The following is a 20,776-nucleotide window of genomic DNA, read 5'->3' as shown; positions in this document are numbered from 1 at the left end:
TCGATGTCGAGCTGATCGTGCCGATCGCCATGGAAGAGAAGCTGCGCTTCGCCATCCGTGAAGGCGGCCGCACCGTCGGTGCCGGCATCGTCGTCACCATCAAGGAATAATCGAGGCCGGCATCCGCCGGAATTCGACGGAAAGGGCGGTCTTCGGGCCGCCCTTTTTCGTGTCGGTCCCAGCCACGGGACGGGTGCCGTCAGCCGCCACGTCAAAGCTGTTGCAAGCGCCATCGCCGCAATTAGTATGGGTTGCACCGAGGGAGCTTGCCAGAGTGGTTCCGGGGCGCGGTTTGGACGTGAATGCACGGTGCTTGCGGGCACTGGTCCGTCTCGCGCTGTCGATGGCCATCGGGCTGGTCGCTTTTGTCGCCCAAGCCGAGGAAGAGCCGCCGGACATCCCGCCGATGCGGTTCGTCGTCGTGCGCAGCAGCGCGCCGGGCTGCGAGCCCAATTGTCCGGAATGGATCTCGGCCGAAGGCACCATCTCGGCGGGTACGCCGTCGCTGCTCAAGCGAACGCTCAGGGCGCTCGGAGGCCGGCAGCTGCCGGTCGTCGTCAATTCCCCCGGCGGCAATGTCGATGCGGCGCTGGCGCTTGGCCGCCTGATCCGCAAGAACAAGCTCGACACCGCCGTCGGCATGACGGTCTTCACCGGCTGCGAGCCGGACATGAAGAATTGCAAGGACAAGGACGGCAAGCCCACCGGCTATTTCGGCATGGCCTATGACAGCGGCGCCATGTGCAATTCGGCCTGTCCGCTGATGTTTTCGGGGGGCGTGCGCCGCGTGGTCGGGGATTTCGCCTATCTCGGCGTCCACCAGATCACGACCACTTTTCAGCGGATGAAGCTGGTCTACCGGACCACCTACCGGGTCGTGAACGGCAAGAAGAAGATCATCAGTACCAAGGTCATCAGCCGGAAGAATGCCGGCAGCTACAAGACCTACGAAATGAGCAAGGCGACCGAGAAGCAGCTTGCCGCCTATCTGAAGGAAATGGGCATCGATCAGGGTGTGCTTGGTACGATGAAGCAGACCCAGGCCAGCGATATCCAGCAGATCGCTCTCGATGCGATGCTGCGGCTGAAGCTCGTCACCAGCCTGGACACCGTCGATCTGATGACCGAACGGACCATCTGCGGGCTGGATCCGGTGCCGGCGAACTGCCGGGCAATACCGGCAAGCAAGATCGCGAAGACGGCCGATATCCCGATTGCCGATGCCAGGCCGGTCCTGCCTCAGCCGGTTGAGAGCATGCCTCCTAAGGAGGCGGACATGCGCTTCGTCCTTGTCCGCGGCAGCAACCCGCTCTGCAATCCCGACTGCCCGGAATGGATCTCGGCGGAGGGCGCGATCACCACGCGGACGCCGGAGACGCTGCGCCAGCTGCTCGATGCCACGGTCGGGCGGCGGCTGCCGATCGTGATCAGCTCGCAAGAAGGCGACATCCAGGCCGCTGTTGCCGCCGGCAGGCTGATCCGTGACCGCAAGCTCGATGTGGCCGTCGCCCACACGGATTTCGTCGACTGCGCTCCCTCGGCCGATTGCCCGGCCAAGGACGGCGTCCATGTCGGGCTGACCAACGATACGCAGGGCCAATGCGCTTCGGCATGCGCGATGATGGTCGCCGGTGGCGTCAGGCGCCTCATCGGGCCGGCCGTGCATCTCAGCGTCGGTGCCCTTGAACCGCAGGATGAGGTCAAGGCGTATCTCGAGGAAATGGCGATCGGGCCAGGCCTGATCGCGGCGATGCAGCGTTCCTCGATCCAACGGCAGCTCGATCAGGACACGGCGCTGAAATTCGGGCTGGCGACCGGACGCCAGTCCGCTGACGAACTGACGGGCGCCACCATATGCAGATCGCCGCCGAGGCCTGACAATTGCAGGATCATGCCGTCGACAAACGCCGAGGCGGACACGCCAGCGAAACTGTAGCGCATCCGCCGGCTGGGCTGGCCAAAGGGGCAGCTTGAGCCGGACCGGGTCTTTCCGCTACCGTCCGCGGCATCGAGGACAGGTGAATGCCGATGCGCAAGGACGTACCGACACTCTATGACTGGGCCGGCGGCGGCGAGGCCCTGAACCGGCTGACGCAGACCTTCTACGACAAGGTTGCGCGGGACCCGATCGTCGGGCCGGTGTTCAAGACCATGTCGCCGGACCATCCCGCCCACGTCGCGGCGTTCATCGGCGAGGTGTTCGGCGGACCGAAAACCTACAGCCAGCAATTCGGCGGCCACCGCGAGATGGTCATGCATCATCTGGGCAGGCATCTGACCGAGGAGCAGCGCCGCCGCTGGATAAACCTCCTGGCCGATGCCGCCGACGCGGTCGGCCTGCCCGACGATCCGGAGTTCCGCTCGGCCTTCATGGGCTACATCGAATGGGGATCGCGGCTGGCCAAGATGAATTCCAATCTCGGTGAAACCTGCGATCCCGAGACCGAACCGATGCCGGCCTGGGGCTGGGGCGTGCCTGGCGGGCCATACGAGCCGCCGGACGCCAAGTAGCTTCCAGTTGCCACGGGAAGCGTCGGGCTGATGCCGGGAAGATAGTCAAGATCGTGTGCCGGCGCGAGTAGGAAGGACCCGGCCTCGGACAGGTCGTGTTGCAGGAGCCGAGACTTAAGGCACGTTCGCATGCAAACCGCTCTTTACAGAGTGCGCGGAAGCTTTTAGGAAGCGCCTGCTGCGCCGAAATGCGCAGGGATACGGGCATAGCTCAGTTGGTAGAGCGGCGGTCTCCAAAACCGCAGGTCGTAGGTTCGAGCCCTGCTGCCCGTGCCATTTCTCGAAATGGCACCTCATGACAAAAATTCCGCCATTTCTCGAAATGGCACCTCCAGCAAAATTCCGCCGTTTCTCGAATTGGCACCTCAAAACAAAAACTTCGCCATTTCCCTAAATGGCCACCAGGGACGGTATTTTTGCGGAGTGCCTTTGAAAATCGGCGACCGGCTTGCCATATTAGCCTGATTGGGGCATAAGGGCCTCATAGCCGGGACGGAACGACTGGATGGTTCCGAGGCGGCGTTTGGTCATAAAGCGGACACTTGCCACTTGCGTGGATCAAGAATCGGTTTTATGTAGACGGAACAGACACGCGACGCGTGGAGCTGGGAAGCCGGCTTTACGCGTCTGATTTGCATGGGCGAAATGGTTGCGCTGATTCGGCGCGATTTTGGCTCAGGCGGCACGTCCCGGTCAGCGGGATCATCCAGGAGGCCCGGCCAACGGGTCTCGAATACAGGCGGCATATGGCTTCGAAAACCACAAATCCTTTCGTCTTTCTCCAGCAGGTTCGCGCGGAGACAGCCAAGGTGACTTGGCCGTCGCGACGCGAGACCGTGATCTCGACGGTGATGGTTCTGGCCTTTGCCGTGATTGCGATGATCTTTTTCTTCACCGCCGATCAGCTCATGGGCATCGCGGTAGAGCAGATTCTGGGCATTGGACGTTAAGTCCGGCGATTACGGAGAAGTCGTGAAATGACTGCGCGCTGGTACATTGTCCACGCTTATTCGAACTTCGAAAAGAAGGTCGCCGAGGACATCGAGAACAAGGCCAAGCAAAAGGGCCTGTCCGCCGATATCGAGCAGATCGTGGTGCCGACCGAAAAGGTCGTCGAGGTTCGTCGCGGCCGCAAGGTCGATGCCGAGCGCAAATTCTTCCCGGGCTATGTGCTCCTGAAGGCCAACCTGACCGACGCCGTGTTCTCGCTGGTGAAGAACACGCCGAAGGTGACCGGCTTTCTCGGTGACTCCAAGCCGGTGCCGATCACCGAAGTCGAGGCGCAGCGCATCCTGAACCAGGTGCAGGAAGGCGTCGAGCGGCCGAAGCCTTCGGTCACGTTCGAAATCGGCGAGGCGATCCGCGTGTCGGATGGCCCGTTCGCGTCCTTCAACGGTTTCGTCCAGGAAGTGGACGAGGAGCGGGCGCGGCTCAAGGTGGAAGTTTCGATCTTCGGGCGCGCGGTGCCTGTCGATCTGGAATTCGGACAGGTCGAAAAGGGCTGATCCGAAATCCCTGGCGCCGGTCCGGCGATCAGGGGAGGCGGCGCGGAAGCGCGCGGCCTGAAGGACGGTGGGAGGCGAAGGCGGCTTAAGCCGGCCGCAAGAACCGCACCACCAGACTGCAACCGCCGGTGTTTCCCCAATAGTGGGGCCGGCATAGACTAAGGCAGGAAAAGAGATGGCTAAGAAAATTGCAGGCCAGCTCAAGCTCCAGGTGAAAGCGGGATCGGCTACGCCGTCTCCCCCGATCGGCCCGGCGCTTGGTCAGCGTGGCATCAACATCATGGAGTTCTGCAAGGCGTTCAACGCGCAGACCCAGGAGATGGAAAAGGGATCGCCGGTTCCGGTCGTCATCACCTACTACCAGGACAAGTCCTTCACCTTCGTCATGAAGACGGCGCCGGTGAGCTATTTCCTGAAGAAGGCGGCGAACCTGACATCTGGTTCCAAGGAGCCGGGCAAGGTCAAGGCCGGTACGGTTTCGCGTGAAAAGGTCCGCGAGATCGCAACCGCAAAGATGAAGGATCTGAACGCGAACGACGTCGAAGCGGCCATGCGCATGGTCGAGGGCTCCGCCCGCTCGATGGGTCTGGAAGTGGTGGGCTAAGATCATGGCGAAGATTGCAAAGCGTGTATCGAAGACCCGCGAAGGCATCGATCCCAACAAGGCTTATGCCCTGGGTGATGCGCTGAAGCTGCTCAAGGACCGTTCCTCGGTTAAGTTCGACGAGACCATCGAAGTCGCCATGAACCTCGGCGTCGACCCGCGCCATGCCGACCAGATGGTCCGCGGCGTGGTCAACCTGCCGAACGGCACCGGCCGCTCGGTTCGCGTTGCCGTGTTCGCCCGTGGCGACAAGGCCGAAGAGGCCAAGGCCGCGGGTGCCGACATCGTCGGTGCCGAGGACCTGGTCGACATCGTCCAGAAGGGCACGATCGATTTCGATCGCTGCATCGCCACGCCGGACATGATGCCGCTGGTCGGCCGTCTCGGCAAGGTGCTCGGCCCGCGCGGCATGATGCCGAACCCGAAGGTCGGCACCGTCACCACAGACGTCGCCGCCGCCGTCAAGGCATCCAAGGGCGGCGCGGTCGAGTTCCGCGTCGAGAAGGCCGGCATCGTTCATGCCGGCGTCGGCAAGGTCTCGTTCGAGCTCAAGGCGCTGGAAGAGAACATCCGTGCCTTCACCGACGCGGTGAACAAGGCAAAGCCGGCTGGCGCCAAGGGCAACTACGTCAAGAAGGTGTCGGTCACCTCGACGATGGGCCCGGGCCTCAAGCTCGACGTCTCGACGCTCGCCGCGTCCTGATTAAGACCATTTGGATCGGCCGCTGAAAAGCTGATCCGTGACTGAATTCCGGGCTCCGGATTTATCCCGGGCCCGGTACCGGAAACCGGAAGGTTTCCGGACATCCTGTCCGAGATTGCAGGCGGCCCAAAAGCCTTAATTCATGTGGGCCTGCATGAGACGGGTGAAGACCGGACAACGGAGCGACAAGCTCCAATGAAAGGTTCGAACCGTGTTTGCCTTTTGTCTGCGCATCGTCGGCTTGGCCGTGGATGTGGCGAAAGGGGGCAGGATCCTCGAGCGTCGTTCGGGAGATCCGTTACTGGATGGCCCGGCCGACAAAAGGCAACCCGACGCCTGTCCTCGTGAATGGGAATGTTCCCGTTAGCAGGATTGGGGTCAACTGGAGATAGGCAGTGGACAGAGCGGAAAAACGCGAACTCGTCACGGGCCTGAACGGTGCGTTCTCGAACGCAGGTTCAGTGGTCGTGGCCCACTATGCCGGTATCACCGTCGCGCAAATGAACGACCTACGGTCGAAAATGCGCGCCGCCGGTGGCACCGTTAAAGTCGCGAAGAACCGTCTCGCCAAAATCGCTCTTCAGGGCACGGACTCCGCATCGATCATCGAACTGTTCAAGGGACAGACGCTGATCGCTTATTCGGAGGATCCGATTGCGGCGCCGAAGGTCGCGTCCGATTTCGCCAAGGGAAATGACAAGCTCGTCATTCTCGGCGGCGCAATGGGCACCACCTCGCTCAATGCCGACGGTGTGAAGGCACTCGCCACACTTCCGTCGCTCGATGAGCTGCGCGCCAGGCTGGTTGGCATGATCGCCACGCCGGCAACCCGGATCGCCCAAATCGTCAATGCGCCAGCGGCCTCGGTCGCGCGCGTCATCGGCGCTTACGCCCGGAAGGACGAGGCGGCATGAGGCCGTTCCTCGCTATCACAAACACACGTTCGAACCTTATGAAGGAATACAACAATGGCTGATCTCGCAAAGATCGTAGACGACCTTTCGAAGCTGACCGTCCTCGAGGCGGCCGAGCTGTCGAAGCTTCTGGAAGAAAAGTGGGGCGTTTCCGCCGCTGCTCCGGTGGCGGTTGCCGCTGCTGGCGGCGGTGCCGCTGCCGCTGCTCCGGTTGAGGAAAAGACGGAATTCGACGTCGTCCTCACCGAAGCCGGCGCTCAGAAGATCAATGTCATCAAGGAAGTCCGCGCCATCACCGGTCTTGGCCTCAAGGAAGCCAAGGACCTGGTCGAAGCGGCTCCGAAGCCGGTCAAGGAAGGCGTTTCCAAGGCCGACGCCGACAAGTTCAAGGCCCAGCTGGAAGCAGCCGGCGCCAAGGTCGACCTGAAGTAAGCGTAAAGCGGCGGGCGGCCTCGCGCCGTCCGCCACTCCCTTCGCCAGGAAGGGAGGAAGCGTAACGCGAGATCTACGAGAACCTCTTTCCTGAGGGCCGCGAAACGGCCTTCAGGAAACGGGTTTTCTCCCGTTTTAGCCGGCCGCCGAGCGGCTGCCGGAGAACAGACAAAGAGCCGCCGCCAAGGCGGCTCGGAATGCAAGGCGAGCCACGGCGAGGCTCGGCCCCGAGTTTAGAGCTAAGGAGCGACGATGGCCCAGACCCAGACTTTCAATGGCCGCAGACGCGTACGCAAGTTCTTCGGAAAGATCCCGGAAGTTGCGGAGATGCCGAACCTCATCGAGGTTCAGAAGGCGTCCTATGACCAGTTCCTGATGGTGGACGAGCCCAAGGGCGGGCGTCCGGACGAGGGACTGCAGGCTGTTTTCAAGTCGGTCTTCCCGATCTCCGACTTTTCCGGCTCCTCGATGCTGGAGTTCGTGAAGTACGAGTTCGAAGGACCGAAATTCGACGTTGACGAATGCCGTCAGCGCGACCTGACCTATGCCGCGCCGCTGAAGGTGACGCTGCGCCTCATCGTGTTCGATATCGACGAGGACACCGGCGCCAAGTCGATCAAGGACATCAAGGAGCAGGACGTCTACATGGGCGACATGCCGCTCATGACCTTGAACGGCACCTTCATCGTCAACGGCACCGAGCGCGTCATCGTCTCGCAGATGCACCGTTCGCCAGGCGTCTTCTTCGACCACGACAAGGGTAAATCGCACTCGTCGGGCAAGCTTCTGTTTGCCGCGCGCGTCATTCCCTATCGCGGCTCCTGGCTCGACATCGAGTTCGATTCCAAGGACGTTGTGCACGCCCGCATCGACCGTCGCCGCAAGATTCCGGTGACGTCGCTCTTGATGGCGCTCGGCATGGACGGCGAAGAGATCCTGTCGACCTTCTACAACAAGATCATCTACAAGCGCGCCGGCGACCACTGGCGCATTCCCTTCAACGTCGATCGTTTCCGCGGCCTCAAGGCAGTCGGCGACCTGGTCGATGCCGACACCGGCGAGATCGTCGTCGAGGCGGGCAAGAAGATCACCGCCCGCCAGGCACGTCAGCTCGGCGAGAAGGGTCTCAAGGCGATCAAGGCGACCGACGAGGATCTGCTCGGCAACTACCTCGCCGAGGACATCGTCAATTACGCCACCGGCGAGATCTTCCTCGAAGCCGGCGACGAGATCGACGAGAAGACGCTGAAGGTGCTGCTTGGCACCGGCGAAAACGAGATCAAGGTTCTCGACATCGACCACGTCAATGTCGGCGCCTACATCCGCAACACGCTCAACGTCGACAAGAACGAGAGCCGCCAGGACGCGCTGTTCGACATCTACCGTGTCATGCGCCCCGGCGAGCCGCCGACGCTCGAGACCGCCGAAGCCATGTTCAACTCGCTGTTCTTCGACAGCGAGCGCTACGATCTGTCGGCCGTCGGCCGCGTCAAGATGAACATGCGCCTGGAGCTCAAGGCCGAAGATACCGTGCGTGTGCTGCGCAAGGACGACATCCTGGCCGTGGTCAAGACGCTGGTCGAACTGCGCGACGGCAAGGGCGAGATCGACGACATCGACAATCTCGGCAACCGCCGCGTGCGTTCTGTCGGCGAGCTGATGGAAAACCAGTACCGCGTCGGCCTGCTGCGCATGGAGCGCGCGATCAAGGAGCGTATGTCCTCGATCGAGATCGACACTGTCATGCCGCAGGACCTGATCAACGCCAAGCCGGCGGCCGCGGCCGTGCGCGAGTTCTTCGGTTCCTCGCAGCTGTCGCAGTTCATGGATCAGACCAACCCGCTGTCGGAGATCACCCACAAGCGCCGCCTGTCGGCGCTTGGACCGGGCGGTCTGACCCGCGAGCGCGCCGGCTTCGAGGTGCGCGACGTGCACCCGACGCATTACGGCCGCATCTGCCCGATCGAGACGCCGGAAGGCCCGAATATCGGCCTGATCAACTCGCTGGCGACCTTCGCGCGCGTCAATAAGTACGGCTTCATCGAGAGCCCGTACCGCAAGATCGTCGACGGCAAGCTGACCAATGACGTCGTCTATCTCTCGGCGATGGAAGAAGCCAAGCACCATGTCGCGCAGGCCAACGCCGAGCTCGACAAGAATGGCGGTTTCGTCGACGAGTTCGTCATTTGCCGCAGTGCCGGCGAAGTGATGATGGCGCCGCGCGAAAACGTCGACCTGATGGACGTTTCGCCCAAGCAGATGGTGTCGGTGGCCGCGGCCCTGATCCCCTTCCTCGAGAACGACGACGCCAACCGCGCGCTGATGGGCTCGAACATGCAGCGCCAGGCCGTGCCGCTGGTGCGCGCCGAGGCGCCGTTCGTCGGCACCGGCATGGAGCCGATCGTCGCTCGTGACTCGGGCGCCGCCATCGGCGCCCGCCGCGGCGGCATCGTCGACCAGGTGGACGCGACGCGTATCGTTATCCGCGCCACCGAGGATCTCGATCCGGGCAAGTCCGGCGTCGACATCTACCGGCTGATGAAGTTCCAGCGTTCGAACCAGAACACCTGCATCAACCAGCGTCCGCTGGTGCGTATGGGCGACCTGGTCAACAAGGGCGACATCATTGCCGACGGTCCGTCGACGGAGCTCGGCGATCTGGCGCTCGGCCGTAACGTGCTGGTCGCGTTCATGCCGTGGAACGGCTACAACTACGAGGACTCGATCCTCTTGTCCGAGCGCATCGTCGCCGACGACGTCTTCACCTCGATCCACATCGAGGAGTTCGAGGTCATGGCGCGCGATACCAAGCTCGGTCCGGAGGAAATCACGCGCGACATTCCGAACGTCTCGGAAGAAGCGCTGAAGAACCTCGACGAAGCCGGCATCGTCTATATCGGTGCCGAAGTTCAGCCGGGCGACATCCTGGTCGGCAAGATCACCCCGAAGGGCGAAAGCCCGATGACGCCGGAAGAAAAGCTTCTGCGCGCCATCTTCGGCGAAAAGGCTTCGGACGTGCGCGACACCTCGATGCGCATGCCTCCGGGCACCTTCGGCACGGTCGTCGAGGTGCGCGTGTTCAATCGCCACGGTGTGGAGAAGGACGAGCGCGCCATGGCGATCGAGCGCGAGGAGATCGAACGCCTCGCCAAGGACCGCGACGACGAGCAGGCGATCCTGGATCGCAACGTCTACGCGCGCCTTTCCGACGTGCTCGTCGGCAAGGAAGCGATCGCCGGACCGAAGGGCTTCAAGAAGGGCTCGACGCTGTCGAAGGACACGCTCGACGAGTATCCGCGTTCGCAGTGGTGGCAGTTCGCCGTGGAGAACGAAAAACTCCAGAGCGAACTGGAAGCCCTGCGTGGCCAGTACGACGACTCCAAGAAGGCGCTCGAACAGCGTTTCATGGACAAGGTCGAGAAGGTGCAGCGCGGCGACGAGATGCCTCCGGGCGTCATGAAGATGGTCAAGGTCTTCGTGGCCGTGAAGCGTAAGATGCAGCCCGGCGACAAGATGGCCGGCCGTCACGGCAACAAGGGTGTCGTGTCGCGGATCGTTCCGGTCGAGGACATGCCTTTCCTCGAGGACGGCACGCATGCCGATATCGTGCTCAACCCGCTGGGTGTGCCGAGCCGCATGAATGTCGGCCAGATCCTGGAAACGCATCTGGGCTGGGCTTGCGCGGGCATGGGCAGGAAGATCGGCGAGCTGATCGACACCTACAAGGCAGCCGGCGACATCAAGCCGTTGCGCAAGACGTTGGAAAGCTTCATGCCTGCCAACGACCGCAACGAGCCGGTCCGCGAGTATGACGACGAGAGCATCGTTCGCCTCAGCGAGCAGATGCGCCGCGGCGTCTCGATCGCGACCCCGGTGTTCGACGGCGCTCACGAGGCTGACATCAACATCATGCTGGAGCAGGCGGGCCTGCACACAAGCGGTCAGTCGCAGCTCTATGACGGACGCACGGGCGAGCCGTTCGATCGCAAGGTGACGATGGGCTATATCTACATGCTCAAGCTTCACCATCTCGTGGATGACAAGATCCACGCGCGTTCGATCGGTCCGTACTCGCTCGTCACCCAGCAGCCGCTGGGCGGCAAGGCGCAGTTCGGTGGCCAGCGCTTCGGCGAGATGGAGGTCTGGGCGCTGGAAGCCTACGGCGCCGCCTACACGCTGCAGGAAATGCTGACGGTGAAGTCGGACGACGTCGCGGGCCGCACCAAGGTCTACGAGGCGATCGTCCGTGGCGACGACACCTTCGAGGCCGGCATTCCGGAGAGCTTCAACGTTCTCGTCAAGGAAATGCGGTCTCTCGGCCTCAATGTCGAGCTTGAGAACACCAAGCTCGACGACAACCCGATCCGGCTGCCCGACGCGGCCGAGTAAGGCAATGGTGCGCCCCCCGCAGCTGCGGGGCCCCGATCGAATTCGACGGCCAGTGGCCGACAAAGACGGCGGGCGTTTGGCCCGCGACTAGATGCAAGGGGTTTTCGAGGACCCCGAAAGGAGAACGGCATGAACCAAGAGGTCATGAATCTCTTCAATCCCCAGGCGCCTGCGCAGGTGTTCGATTCCATCCGGATATCGCTCGCCAGCCCTGAGAAGATTCTGTCCTGGTCCTTCGGCGAGATCAAGAAGCCGGAGACCATCAACTACCGCACCTTCAAGCCGGAGCGTGACGGTCTGTTCTGCGCGCGCATTTTTGGCCCGATCAAGGACTACGAATGCCTGTGCGGCAAGTACAAGCGCATGAAGTATAAGGGCGTCATCTGCGAAAAGTGCGGCGTCGAGGTCACGCTGTCGCGCGTTCGCCGCGAGCGCATGGGCCATATCGAGCTCGCTGCACCCGTCGCCCATATCTGGTTCCTGAAGTCGCTGCCCTCGCGCATCGGCACGCTGCTCGACATGACCCTGAAGGACATCGAGCGCGTCCTCTACTTCGAGAACTACATCGTTACCGAGCCTGGCCTCACCGCGCTGAAGGAGCACCAGCTGCTCAGCGAGGAAGAGTACATGATCGCCGTCGACGAATATGGCGAGGACAGCTTCACCGCCATGATCGGCGCCGAGGCCATTCATGACCTTCTGGCCGGCATGGATCTGGAAAAGATCGCCGGCGACCTGCGTTCGGAACTGGCTTCGACCACGTCCGAGCTGAAGCAGAAGAAGTATCTGAAGCGGCTCAAGGTGGTCGAGAACTTCATGGAGTCCGGCAATCGTCCGGAATGGATGATAATGAAGGTGGTCCCGGTGATCCCGCCGGACCTGCGCCCGCTGGTCCCGCTGGACGGCGGCCGTTTCGCCACGTCGGATCTGAACGACCTCTATCGCCGCGTCATCAACCGCAACAACCGTCTCAAGCGGCTGATCGAGCTGCGCGCCCCCGGCATCATCGTGCGCAATGAAAAGCGCATGCTGCAGGAAGCCGTCGACGCGCTGTTCGACAACGGCCGTCGCGGCCGTGTCATCACCGGCGCCAACAAGCGTCCGCTGAAGTCGCTGTCCGACATGCTCAAGGGCAAGCAGGGCCGGTTCCGCCAGAACCTGCTCGGCAAGCGCGTCGACTATTCCGGCCGCTCGGTCATCGTCACCGGTCCCGAGCTCAAGCTGCATCAGTGCGGCTTGCCCAAGAAGATGGCGCTCGAACTGTTCAAGCCCTTCATCTACGCCCGTCTCGACGCCAAGGGTTATTCCTCGACCGTCAAGCAGGCGAAGAAGCTTGTCGAGAAGGAGCGTCCGGAAGTCTGGGATATCCTCGACGAGGTCATCCGCGAGCATCCGGTGCTCCTGAACCGCGCGCCGACGCTGCACCGCCTCGGCATCCAGGCGTTCGAGCCGATCCTCATCGAAGGCAAGGCGATCCAGCTGCATCCGCTGGTCTGCACGGCCTTCAACGCCGACTTCGACGGTGACCAGATGGCGGTCCACGTGCCGCTGTCGCTGGAAGCGCAGCTCGAAGCCCGCGTGCTGATGATGTCGACCAACAACATCCTGCACCCGGCCTCTGGCGCGCCGATCATCGTGCCTTCGCAGGACATGGTTCTGGGTCTCTATTATCTCTCGATCGTCAACCAGAACGAGCCGGGCGAAGGCATGGTGTTTGCCGACATGGGCGAACTCCAGCATGCGCTCGAGACCAAGGCGGTGACGCTGCACTCCAAGATCAAGGGCCGCTTCCGCACGGTCGACGCCGAAGGCAAGGTGGTGTCGAAGATCCATGACACCACTCCTGGCCGCATGATCATCGGCGAGCTTCTGCCGAAGAACGTCAACGTGCCTTATGAGACCGCCAACCAGGAGATGACCAAGAAGAACATCTCCAAGATGATCGACACCGTCTACCGCCATTGCGGTCAGAAGGAGACGGTCATTTTCTGCGATCGCATCATGGCGCTTGGCTTTGCTCATGCCTGCCGTGCCGGTATTTCGTTCGGCAAGGACGACATGCTGATCCCGGACAGCAAGATCAAGCTGGTGTCGGAAACCGAGGCTTTGGCCAAGGAATACGAGCAGCAGTACAATGACGGTCTGATCACCCAGGGCGAGAAGTACAACAAGGTCGTCGACGCCTGGGCCAAGTGCTCGGAAAAGGTCGCCGACGAGATGATGGCCCGTATCAAGGCGGTCGAGTTCGAGGACAATGGCCGTCAGAAGCCGATGAACTCGATCTACATGATGTCGCATTCGGGTGCGCGTGGTTCGCCCACCCAGATGCGCCAGCTCGCCGGCATGCGCGGCCTGATGGCCAAGCCGTCGGGTGAAATCATCGAGACGCCGATCATCTCGAACTTCAAGGAAGGCCTGACCGTGCTCGAGTACTTCAACTCGACCCACGGCGCCCGCAAGGGTCTGGCCGACACCGCCTTGAAGACGGCGAACTCGGGTTACCTCACCCGTCGTCTGGTCGACGTGGCGCAGGACTGCATCGTCAACTCCGTGGATTGCGGCACCGACAAGGGCCTCACCATGCAGCCGATCGTCGATGCCGGCCAGGTCGTCGCTTCCGTCGGCCAGCGCGTGCTGGGTCGTACGTCGCTCGACGACATCACCCATCCGGTGTCGGGCGAGGTTCTGGTCAAGGCCGGAACGCTGATGGACGAGCGCGACGTCGAAAAGATCGAAAAGGCCGGCGTCCAGTCGGTTCGCATCCGCTCGGCGCTGACCTGCGAAGTCAGGGTCGGCGTCTGCGCGGTCTGCTACGGACGCGATCTGGCCCGCGGCACCCCGGTCAACCAGGGCGAAGCCGTCGGCGTCATCGCGGCGCAGTCGATCGGCGAGCCGGGCACCCAGCTCACCATGCGTACCTTCCACATGGGCGGTACCGCGCAAGTGGTGGACAGCTCGTTCCTTGAAGCCTCCTATGAGGGCAAGGTCGAGATCCGCAACCGCAACGTGGTGCGCAACTCGGACGGCCAGCAGATGGTCATGGGCCGCAACATGGCGGTGCTGATCCTCGACGAGGCCGGCAAGGAGCGCGCCACGCACCGTCTCACCTATGGTTCGCGTATTTTCGTGGACGATGGCGACAAGGTGAAGCGCGGCCAGCGTATCGCCGAGTGGGATCCCTACACCCGCCCGATCCTCACCGAAATCGAGGGCAGGGTGTCGTATGAGGATCTGGTCGACGGCATTTCCGTTCAGGAAACCGCCGACGAGTCGACCGGCATCACCAAGCGTGAGGTCATCGACTGGCGCTCGACGCCACGCGGAAACGACCTCAAGCCGGCCATTGCCATCCAGGACGCCAAGGGCAAGGTCGGCAAGCTGTCGAAGGGCGGCGACGCTCGCTTCCTGCTCTCGGTCGAGGCCATTCTCTCGGTCGAGCCGGGTGCTCAGGTTCGCCCCGGCGACGTGCTGGCGCGTATCCCGATGGAAAGCGCCAAGACCAAGGACATCACCGGCGGTCTGCCGCGTGTTGCCGAACTGTTCGAGGCACGTCGTCCGAAGGATCACGCCATCATCGCCGAGATCGATGGCACGATCCGCTTCGGCCGCGACTACAAGAACAAGCGCCGCATCATCATCGAGCCGCATGACTCGACGCTTGAGCCGGTCGAATACCTGATCCCGAAGGGCAAGCCGTTCCATCTCCAGGACGGCGACGTCATCGAGAAGGGCGACTACATCCTCGACGGCAATCCGGCGCCGCACGACATCCTGGCGATCAAGGGCGTGGAGGCACTTGCTTCCTACCTCGTCAACGAAATCCAGGAGGTCTATCGCCTGCAGGGCGTGTCGATCAACGACAAGCACATCGAGGTGATCGTTCGCCAGATGCTGCAGAAGGTCGAGATCACCACGCAGGGCGATTCGACCTACATCCCGGGCGACCACGTCGACGTGATCGAACTGGAAGAGGTCAACGAGCGCCTGATCGAGGACGGCAAGAAGCCGGCCGAAGGCCAGCCGGTGCTCTTGGGCATTACCAAGGCATCGCTGCAGACGCCTTCCTTCATCTCGGCCGCCTCCTTCCAGGAGACGACCAGGGTGCTGACGGAAGCGGCTGTTGCCGGCAAGACCGACATGCTGCAGGGCTTGAAGGAAAACGTCATCGTCGGCCGGCTCATCCCGGCCGGTACCGGCGGCACGATGAGCCAGATCCGCCGCATCGCCACCTCGCGCGACGAACTGATCATCGACGAGCGCCGCAAGGCCTCCGGTGTGGAAGTCGCCGAGCCGATGCTGGCCGATATGACAACCGCCGCGCAGTAAGCGCGGCGGCCCCAGGGCAACAAAACAAAAAATAGAGCGGTTCACCCGTGAACCGCTCTAGGAATCTCAGGCAACAGGGCCGTCGGGGCAACCCGGCGGCTCTTTTGTTTGATGGTTTGCGCCGCCCCTCATCTGCCTGCCGGCATCTTCTCCCCGTATAGCGACGGGGAGAAGGACACTTTCGCGGATGATTTCGCCAAATCGCCAGCGGTGCAGAAAAGGCGCCGAGTTCGCGGCCAGCCCCTTCTCCCCGTCACTATACGGGGAGAAGGTGCCGGCAGGGCGATGAGGGGCAGCGCGGGCGCTTGCAGGTGATCCGAGAACCCGCAGCGATGGTCGCCCCCGGCCTCTGTCACTTCAGTCGAAAAACGCCTCCACCACATTGCGCTTGCCGAGCATGAAGGCGTCGGCGACATGTTGGAGGGGCGCCAGATCGACGTCGGAGGCGCCGGCGCGCACGATCTCGGCAAAACGCATGTAGAGCATCGGGTATTCCGCTTCCGGCTCGTCATGAACGACGCGGCCGTCGATGGCGAGCTTCGAGCCACCACCGGACAGCACCATCGCGCCCTTGTCGGTGTCGGCGAGAATGTCCCAGCTTTGCGGACCGGTCTGCAGCCAGTCGAGTTCCATCGTCACCGGCAATCCGTTCGAGGTACGCAAGGTGACATGGGCCGCGACCGGGGCGGCGCGGTTCTCGGGAAAATCGAGCTCGGCCGAGGTGATGAACATCGCCGGCAGGATGTGCGTCGCGATCGACAGCGCGTTGATGCCTGGATCGAAGACGCCAAAACCGCCGGGAGCCCAGATCCATTCCTGGTTCGGATGCCAGCGGCGCACATCTTCTTTCCAGTTGATGGCGGCGGACTTGATCTTGGCAGAACTGAGGAACGTGCGCGCGGCCTCGACCGCTGGCGCATAGCGCGAATGCCAGCTGGCGAACAGCGAGACGCCGTTTTTTACGGCGATCGCCTTCAGGTCCTCGACCTCGCTGACTGTTGCGCCGGGCGGCTTTTCCAGGAAGACATGCTTTTTCGCCAACAGGGCTGTCCGCGCTGCATCGTAGCGGAACTGCGGCGGCATGCAGAGCGATACGGCCTCAAGCTCCGGCACCGCATCGAGCAGGGATTCGATGGTGGGAAAATTCGGAATGCCGTCGACCTTGCCATGCCGGCTGGCGGCGGCGATCAGGCGATAGTCCTGGTCTTTCGCCAGGGCTGGCAAGTGCTGGTCGCGGACGATCTTGCCGACGCCGACGATACCGATGTTGATAGGCTGGGACACGGCCGCTCCGTCTGTTGAATGATGGTGAGCGTTCTATCAGAACACTTGTCGCGGGCAAGCCGAAGCGGAACGGTCAGTCCCGGCTTTCAAGGCACCCGTGAGGATTCGATTCGCCGGTTCGAAAGACCGAATCGGCTCCAGGTTTTCAGATCGGCTCGTCGAAGGTGACGATCGAGACTTCGCCTTCGAGCGCGCCCTGATAGGCCGAAAGATGCGGCTCGTCGTCGGGCACGCCGTCCATGTCGCCGATCTGGTCGAGTTCGGCTTCGGCGTAACCCTCCGCCGCAAGCGATTCGAGCGCCCGGCGCACCGCCGAATCGTCGTCCGGGGCGACCAGCATGACGTGGACGCCTTCCACTTTGCCGCCCTTCCGCTTCCACACCCGGCCGGTGATGATGGTGACCGGGCGCTCTTCATTGTCGTTCACGGCCGATTCCTCCTGGCAAAATGGATGCGGGCGAGGGCACTTTGTCTGCTCATGCGGCCTTTTCGCATGAAGCAGGGCCATGGGACAGCCAAAAGCCGGTCACTTTCTGCCGCGCCCTTGCAAAATGGCGAAAGAAAATTACATGCGGTTTTCGCATGGCTGCCAACCCCCGGCTTCATTGCAATATTTGCCGCTTCGGGGTTGACGGTTCGCAGGCTTACGAGTAGAAGCCGGCCAGTCAGAACCGATGTGAGGCTCTCCCGTCCGAAGCGACACGCTTTGGAGTTTGCTTCAAACAGGGTTCGTTTTACGAGCGAAAAGACATTTCCGGCGTGCATGAAGCGGCTTCCGCTTCCTCTGCGATTTGTTCGGGCAAGACCGCGAGGCGCGGTTGTGGCCCGAATTTGCGTATGGAAATGACGCTTTGAGCGGCCCTGACCGGGCGAGACACGGAATTGAGAGACAAGAGGGTTTAATGCCTACCGTCAACCAGCTGATCCGCAAGCCGCGCATTGCGCCGGTGAAGCGCAACAAGGTCCCGGCCATGCAGCAGAACCCGCAGAAGCGGGGCGTCTGCACGCGCGTCTACACCACGACGCCGAAGAAGCCGAACTCGGCGCTGCGTAAGGTGGCCAAGATCCGCCTGACCAATGGTTTTGAAGTGATCGGTTACATCCCCGGCGAAGGTCACAACCTTCAGGAACACTCCGTGGTCATGATCCGCGGCGGCCGCGTCAAGGATCTTCCGGGCGTCCGTTACCACATCATCCGTGGCGTGCTCGACACGCAGGGTGTGAAGAACCGCAAGCAGCGCCGTTCGAAGTACGGCGCCAAGCGTCCGAAGTGACCGAAGCGTAGCGAAGGTCATCCCGGACAAGTATCCGGGATCCAGGCCACCACGCAGAATTGAGGCAGAGAAAAAATGTCCCGTCGTCACAGTGCAGAAAAGCGTGAGATCAATCCGGACCCGAAGTTCGGCGATCTGATCGTCACCAAGTTCATGAACGCCGTCATGTATGACGGCAAGAAGTCGGTTGCCGAGACCATCGTCTACGGCGCTCTCGACCAGGTTCAGTCGAAGACCAAGCAGGAGCCGGTCACCGTCTTCCATCAGGCGCTCGACAATGTCGCGCCGCATGTGGAAGTGCGTTCGCGCCGCGTCGGTGGTGCCACCTACCAAGTTCCGGTCGACGTGCGCCCAGAGCGCCGCCAGGCATTGGCCATCCGCTGGCTGATCGCGGCTGCCCGCAACCGCAACGAGACGACCATGGTCGACCGCCTTTCGGGCGAGCTGATGGACGCGGCCAACAACCGCGGCACGGCCGTCAAGAAGCGTGAAGACACCCACAAGATGGCTGAAGCCAACCGCGCCTTCGCGCACTACCGCTGGTAAAAGCGCGAACGAGACTGAGAGGCAGCTACGATGGCCCGCGAATACAAAATCGAAGACTACCGCAATTTCGGTATCATGGCGCATATTGACGCCGGCAAGACGACGACCACCGAGCGCGTCCTCTATTACACGGGCAAGTCGCACAAGATCGGCGAAGTGCACGACGGCGCTGCCACCATGGATTGGATGGAGCAGGAGCAGGAGCGCGGCATCACCATCACGTCCGCCGCGACCACGACCTTCTGGAAGGCTCGTGACGGCAAGATGCACCGCTTCAACATCATCGACACCCCCGGACACGTCGACTTCACCATCGAAGTCGAGCGTTCGCTGCGCGTCCTCGACGGCGCCATCGCGCTGCTGGACGCCAACGCCGGTGTCGAGCCGCAGACGGAAACCGTCTGGCGCCAGGCCGACAAGTACCGCGTGCCGCGCATGATTTTCTGCAACAAGATGGACAAGATCGGCGCTGACTTCTACCGCTCGGTCGAGATGATCGGTTCGCGCCTCGGCGCGCATGCCGTCGTCATGCAGCTTCCGATCGGCGCCGAGACCGAGTTCAAGGGCGTTGTCGATCTCGTCGAGATGAACGCGCTGGTCTGGCGCGACGAGACGCTGGGCGCTGCCTGGGACGTCGTCGAGATCCCGGACGACCTCAAGGCTCGTGCCGAGGAATACCGCGAGAAGATGATCGAAGCCGCCGTCGAAATGGACGAGACGGCGCTCGAAAATTACCTCGAAGGCAAGATGCCGTCGAATGACGAGATCCGCGCGCTGATCCGCAAGGGCACCATCGCGGTGAAGTTCTACCCGATGTTCTGTGGCTCGGCCTTCAAGAACAAGGGCGTGCAGCCGCTGCTCGACGCCGTCGTCGAATATCTGCCGTCGCCGGCCGATGTTCCCGCCATCAAGGGCGTCGATGCCAAGACCGACGCCGAGATCGAGCGTCACGCCGACGATAACGAGCCGCTGTCGATGCTCGCCTTCAAGATCATGAACGACCCGTTCGTCGGTTCGCTGACCTTTGCCCGCATCTATTCGGGCAGGCTCACCAAGGGCATCTCGGTCGACAATACCGTCAAGGGCAAGAAAGAGCGCATCGGCCGCATGCTTCAGATGCATGCCAACTCGCGCGCCGACGTCGAGGAGGCTTTTGCCGGCGACATCGTTGCCCTGGCTGGCCTCAAGGACACGACCACCGGCGACACGCTGAGCGATCCGCTGCATCCGGTCATCCTTGAGCGCATGGAATTCCCCGATCCGGTCATCCAGATCGCGATCGAGCCGAAGACCAAGAACGACCAGGAAAAGATGGGCCTCGCCCTTCACCGCCTGGCCGCCGAGGATCCGTCGTTCCGCGTCAAGACCGACGAGGAAAGCGGCCAGACGATCATTTCCGGCATGGGCGAGCTTCACCTCGACATCATCGTCGACCGCATGCGTCGCGAGTTCAAGGTCGAGGCCAATGTCGGCGCGCCGCAGGTGGCCTATCGCGAGACGATCACCCGCAGGCACGAGCAGGATTACACCCACAAGAAGCAGACCGGCGGTACCGGTCAGTTCGCCCGCGTCAAGATCGTCTTCGAGCCGAACCCGGACAGCAGCGAATTCGAGTTCGAGACCAAGATCGTCGGCGGCGCCGTTCCGAAGGAATACATCCCTGGCGTCGAGAAGGGCATCAACAGCGTCATGACGTCGGGTCCGTTCGCGGGCTTCCCGATGATCGGCGTCAAGGCGACGCTCATCGACGGCGCCTACCACGACGTCGACTCCTCGGTGCTCGCCTTCGAAATCGCCGGCCGCGCCTGCTTCCGTGAAGCAGCGCCCAAGCTTGGCGTGCAGCTGCTCGAGCCAATCATGAAGGTCGAGGTGGTGACGCCGGAAGATTACGTCGGCAGCGTGATTGGCGATCTGAACGGCCGTCGCGGCCAGATCCAGGGCCAGGAAGCGCGTGGCGTGGCAGTGGTCATCAACGCGATGGTGCCGCTGGCCAACATGTTCAAGTACGTCGACAACCTGCGCTCGATGAGCCAGGGCCGCGCGGCCTACACGATGCAGTTCGATCACTATGAGCCTGTGCCGACCGCGGTCGCCCAGGAAGTGCAGAAGAAATACGCGTAACCAACGGGTTGCAGCGGTAACTTAATTCAAGGCCCGTACGGGCGAGCAGGATTGGAGACATCACATGGCAAAAGGTAAATTCGAGCGCACCAAGCCTCATGTGAACATCGGCACGATTGGTCACGTCGACCATGGCAAGACGTCGCTGACGGCGGCGATCACGAAGT

17 protein-coding genes and 1 tRNA gene are annotated in these 20,776 nt (G+C 62.3%); 16 read left to right on the top strand and 2 right to left on the bottom strand.

Annotated elements, in window-relative coordinates:
• From NKI49_RS31660 to rpoC, 12 genes are all read left to right on the top strand, one after another.
• Window positions 1-110: EF-Tu C-terminal domain-related protein (locus NKI49_RS31660; protein WP_502900317.1), on the top strand; the 110-nt coding region annotated here is incomplete at its 5' end.
• 203 nt (window positions 111-313) lie between these two features.
• Window positions 314-1,936 (top strand): COG3904 family protein, encoded by a 1,623-nt coding sequence (locus tag NKI49_RS31655; protein WP_502899515.1) that lies wholly within the window; start codon window positions 314-316, stop codon window positions 1,934-1,936.
• 92 nt (window positions 1,937-2,028) lie between these two features.
• Complete coding sequence (locus NKI49_RS31650; RefSeq protein WP_352602027.1) at window positions 2,029-2,511, top strand: group II truncated hemoglobin; 483 nt, start codon at window positions 2,029-2,031, stop codon at window positions 2,509-2,511.
• 200 nt (window positions 2,512-2,711) lie between these two features.
• Window positions 2,712-2,787: transfer RNA gene (locus NKI49_RS31645), tRNA-Trp, on the top strand.
• A 470-nt stretch (window positions 2,788-3,257) separates the two neighbouring features.
• Entirely contained in the window at window positions 3,258-3,461 is a 204-nt protein-coding gene (secE, locus tag NKI49_RS31640; RefSeq protein WP_352602025.1) for a preprotein translocase subunit SecE, read from the top strand.
• Between the two features lie 27 nt (window positions 3,462-3,488).
• The gene (gene nusG, locus NKI49_RS31635) at window positions 3,489-4,016 is read left to right on the top strand and encodes a transcription termination/antitermination protein NusG (RefSeq protein ID WP_027027737.1); all 528 of its coding nucleotides are present in this window, start codon (window positions 3,489-3,491) and stop codon (window positions 4,014-4,016) included.
• Window positions 4,017-4,191: 175 nt separating this feature from the next.
• Window positions 4,192-4,620, top strand: a complete 429-nt coding sequence (rplK, locus tag NKI49_RS31630; protein WP_056590915.1) for a 50S ribosomal protein L11 — start codon at window positions 4,192-4,194, stop codon at window positions 4,618-4,620.
• Window positions 4,621-4,624: 4 nt separating this feature from the next.
• Window positions 4,625-5,323 carry a 50S ribosomal protein L1 gene (rplA, locus tag NKI49_RS31625; RefSeq protein ID WP_352601828.1) on the top strand — a complete coding sequence of 233 codons (699 nt, stop codon included), beginning with the start codon at window positions 4,625-4,627 and terminating at the stop codon, window positions 5,321-5,323.
• A 395-nt stretch (window positions 5,324-5,718) separates the two neighbouring features.
• Entirely contained in the window at window positions 5,719-6,237 is a 519-nt protein-coding gene (gene rplJ, locus NKI49_RS31620; protein ID WP_013531412.1) for a 50S ribosomal protein L10, read from the top strand.
• A gap of 54 nt (window positions 6,238-6,291) precedes the next feature.
• Window positions 6,292-6,669 (top strand): 50S ribosomal protein L7/L12, encoded by a 378-nt coding sequence (gene rplL, locus NKI49_RS31615; protein WP_023762907.1) that lies wholly within the window; start codon window positions 6,292-6,294, stop codon window positions 6,667-6,669.
• Between the two features lie 252 nt (window positions 6,670-6,921).
• Window positions 6,922-11,058 (top strand): DNA-directed RNA polymerase subunit beta, encoded by a 4,137-nt coding sequence (gene rpoB, locus NKI49_RS31610; protein ID WP_352694303.1) that lies wholly within the window; start codon window positions 6,922-6,924, stop codon window positions 11,056-11,058.
• Window positions 11,059-11,187: 129 nt separating this feature from the next.
• Complete coding sequence (gene rpoC / locus NKI49_RS31605) at window positions 11,188-15,384, top strand: DNA-directed RNA polymerase subunit beta' (protein WP_352601823.1); 4,197 nt, start codon at window positions 11,188-11,190, stop codon at window positions 15,382-15,384.
• Window positions 15,385-15,741: 357 nt separating this feature from the next.
• On the opposite strand, the gene NKI49_RS31600 is transcribed toward rpoC, so the two are convergent.
• Window positions 15,742-16,668 (bottom strand): Gfo/Idh/MocA family protein, encoded by a 927-nt coding sequence (locus NKI49_RS31600; RefSeq protein WP_352601821.1) that lies wholly within the window; start codon window positions 16,666-16,668, stop codon window positions 15,742-15,744.
• A gap of 145 nt (window positions 16,669-16,813) precedes the next feature.
• Window positions 16,814-17,095, bottom strand: a complete 282-nt coding sequence (locus NKI49_RS31595; protein ID WP_027027747.1) for a hypothetical protein — start codon at window positions 17,093-17,095, stop codon at window positions 16,814-16,816.
• A gap of 475 nt (window positions 17,096-17,570) precedes the next feature.
• Between NKI49_RS31595 and rpsL the strand changes: the two genes are divergently transcribed.
• From rpsL to NKI49_RS31575, 4 genes are all read left to right on the top strand, one after another.
• The gene (rpsL, locus tag NKI49_RS31590) at window positions 17,571-17,942 is read left to right on the top strand and encodes a 30S ribosomal protein S12 (RefSeq protein ID WP_006333356.1); all 372 of its coding nucleotides are present in this window, start codon (window positions 17,571-17,573) and stop codon (window positions 17,940-17,942) included.
• Between the two features lie 75 nt (window positions 17,943-18,017).
• Window positions 18,018-18,488 carry a 30S ribosomal protein S7 gene (rpsG, locus tag NKI49_RS31585; protein WP_008875664.1) on the top strand — a complete coding sequence of 157 codons (471 nt, stop codon included), beginning with the start codon at window positions 18,018-18,020 and terminating at the stop codon, window positions 18,486-18,488.
• A 30-nt stretch (window positions 18,489-18,518) separates the two neighbouring features.
• Window positions 18,519-20,609 carry an elongation factor G gene (gene fusA / locus NKI49_RS31580; protein ID WP_027027748.1) on the top strand — a complete coding sequence of 697 codons (2,091 nt, stop codon included), beginning with the start codon at window positions 18,519-18,521 and terminating at the stop codon, window positions 20,607-20,609.
• Between the two features lie 64 nt (window positions 20,610-20,673).
• Window positions 20,674-20,776, top strand: a 103-nt coding sequence (locus NKI49_RS31575) for a GTP-binding protein (RefSeq protein ID WP_245464554.1), incomplete at its 3' end; no start/stop codon positions are given.

The organism is Mesorhizobium sp. M0587 (assembly GCF_040320945.1).
Taxonomy (GTDB): Bacteria; Pseudomonadota; Alphaproteobacteria; order Rhizobiales; family Rhizobiaceae; genus Mesorhizobium.
The sequence above is the reverse complement of the archived record's forward strand: the minus strand, read 5'-3'. Positions and strand labels throughout refer to the sequence as shown.

Excerpts from the sequence above, each read along its gene's own strand:
- NKI49_RS31650 (WP_352602027.1), top strand. The coding sequence starts at position 2,029 with ATGCGCAAGGACGTACCGACACTCTATGACTGGGCCGGCGGCGGCGAG.
- secE (WP_352602025.1), top strand. The coding sequence starts at position 3,258 with ATGGCTTCGAAAACCACAAATCCTTTCGTCTTTCTCCAGCAGGTTCGC.
- nusG (WP_027027737.1), top strand. The coding sequence starts at position 3,489 with ATGACTGCGCGCTGGTACATTGTCCACGCTTATTCGAACTTCGAAAAG.
- rplK (WP_056590915.1), top strand. The coding sequence starts at position 4,192 with ATGGCTAAGAAAATTGCAGGCCAGCTCAAGCTCCAGGTGAAAGCGGGA.
- rplA (WP_352601828.1), top strand. The coding sequence starts at position 4,625 with ATGGCGAAGATTGCAAAGCGTGTATCGAAGACCCGCGAAGGCATCGAT.
- rplL (WP_023762907.1), top strand. The coding sequence starts at position 6,292 with ATGGCTGATCTCGCAAAGATCGTAGACGACCTTTCGAAGCTGACCGTC.
- rpoB (WP_352694303.1), top strand. The coding sequence starts at position 6,922 with ATGGCCCAGACCCAGACTTTCAATGGCCGCAGACGCGTACGCAAGTTC.
- rpoC (WP_352601823.1), top strand. The coding sequence starts at position 11,188 with ATGAACCAAGAGGTCATGAATCTCTTCAATCCCCAGGCGCCTGCGCAG.
- rpsL (WP_006333356.1), top strand. The coding sequence starts at position 17,571 with ATGCCTACCGTCAACCAGCTGATCCGCAAGCCGCGCATTGCGCCGGTG.
- rpsG (WP_008875664.1), top strand. The coding sequence starts at position 18,018 with ATGTCCCGTCGTCACAGTGCAGAAAAGCGTGAGATCAATCCGGACCCG.
- fusA (WP_027027748.1), top strand. The coding sequence starts at position 18,519 with ATGGCCCGCGAATACAAAATCGAAGACTACCGCAATTTCGGTATCATG.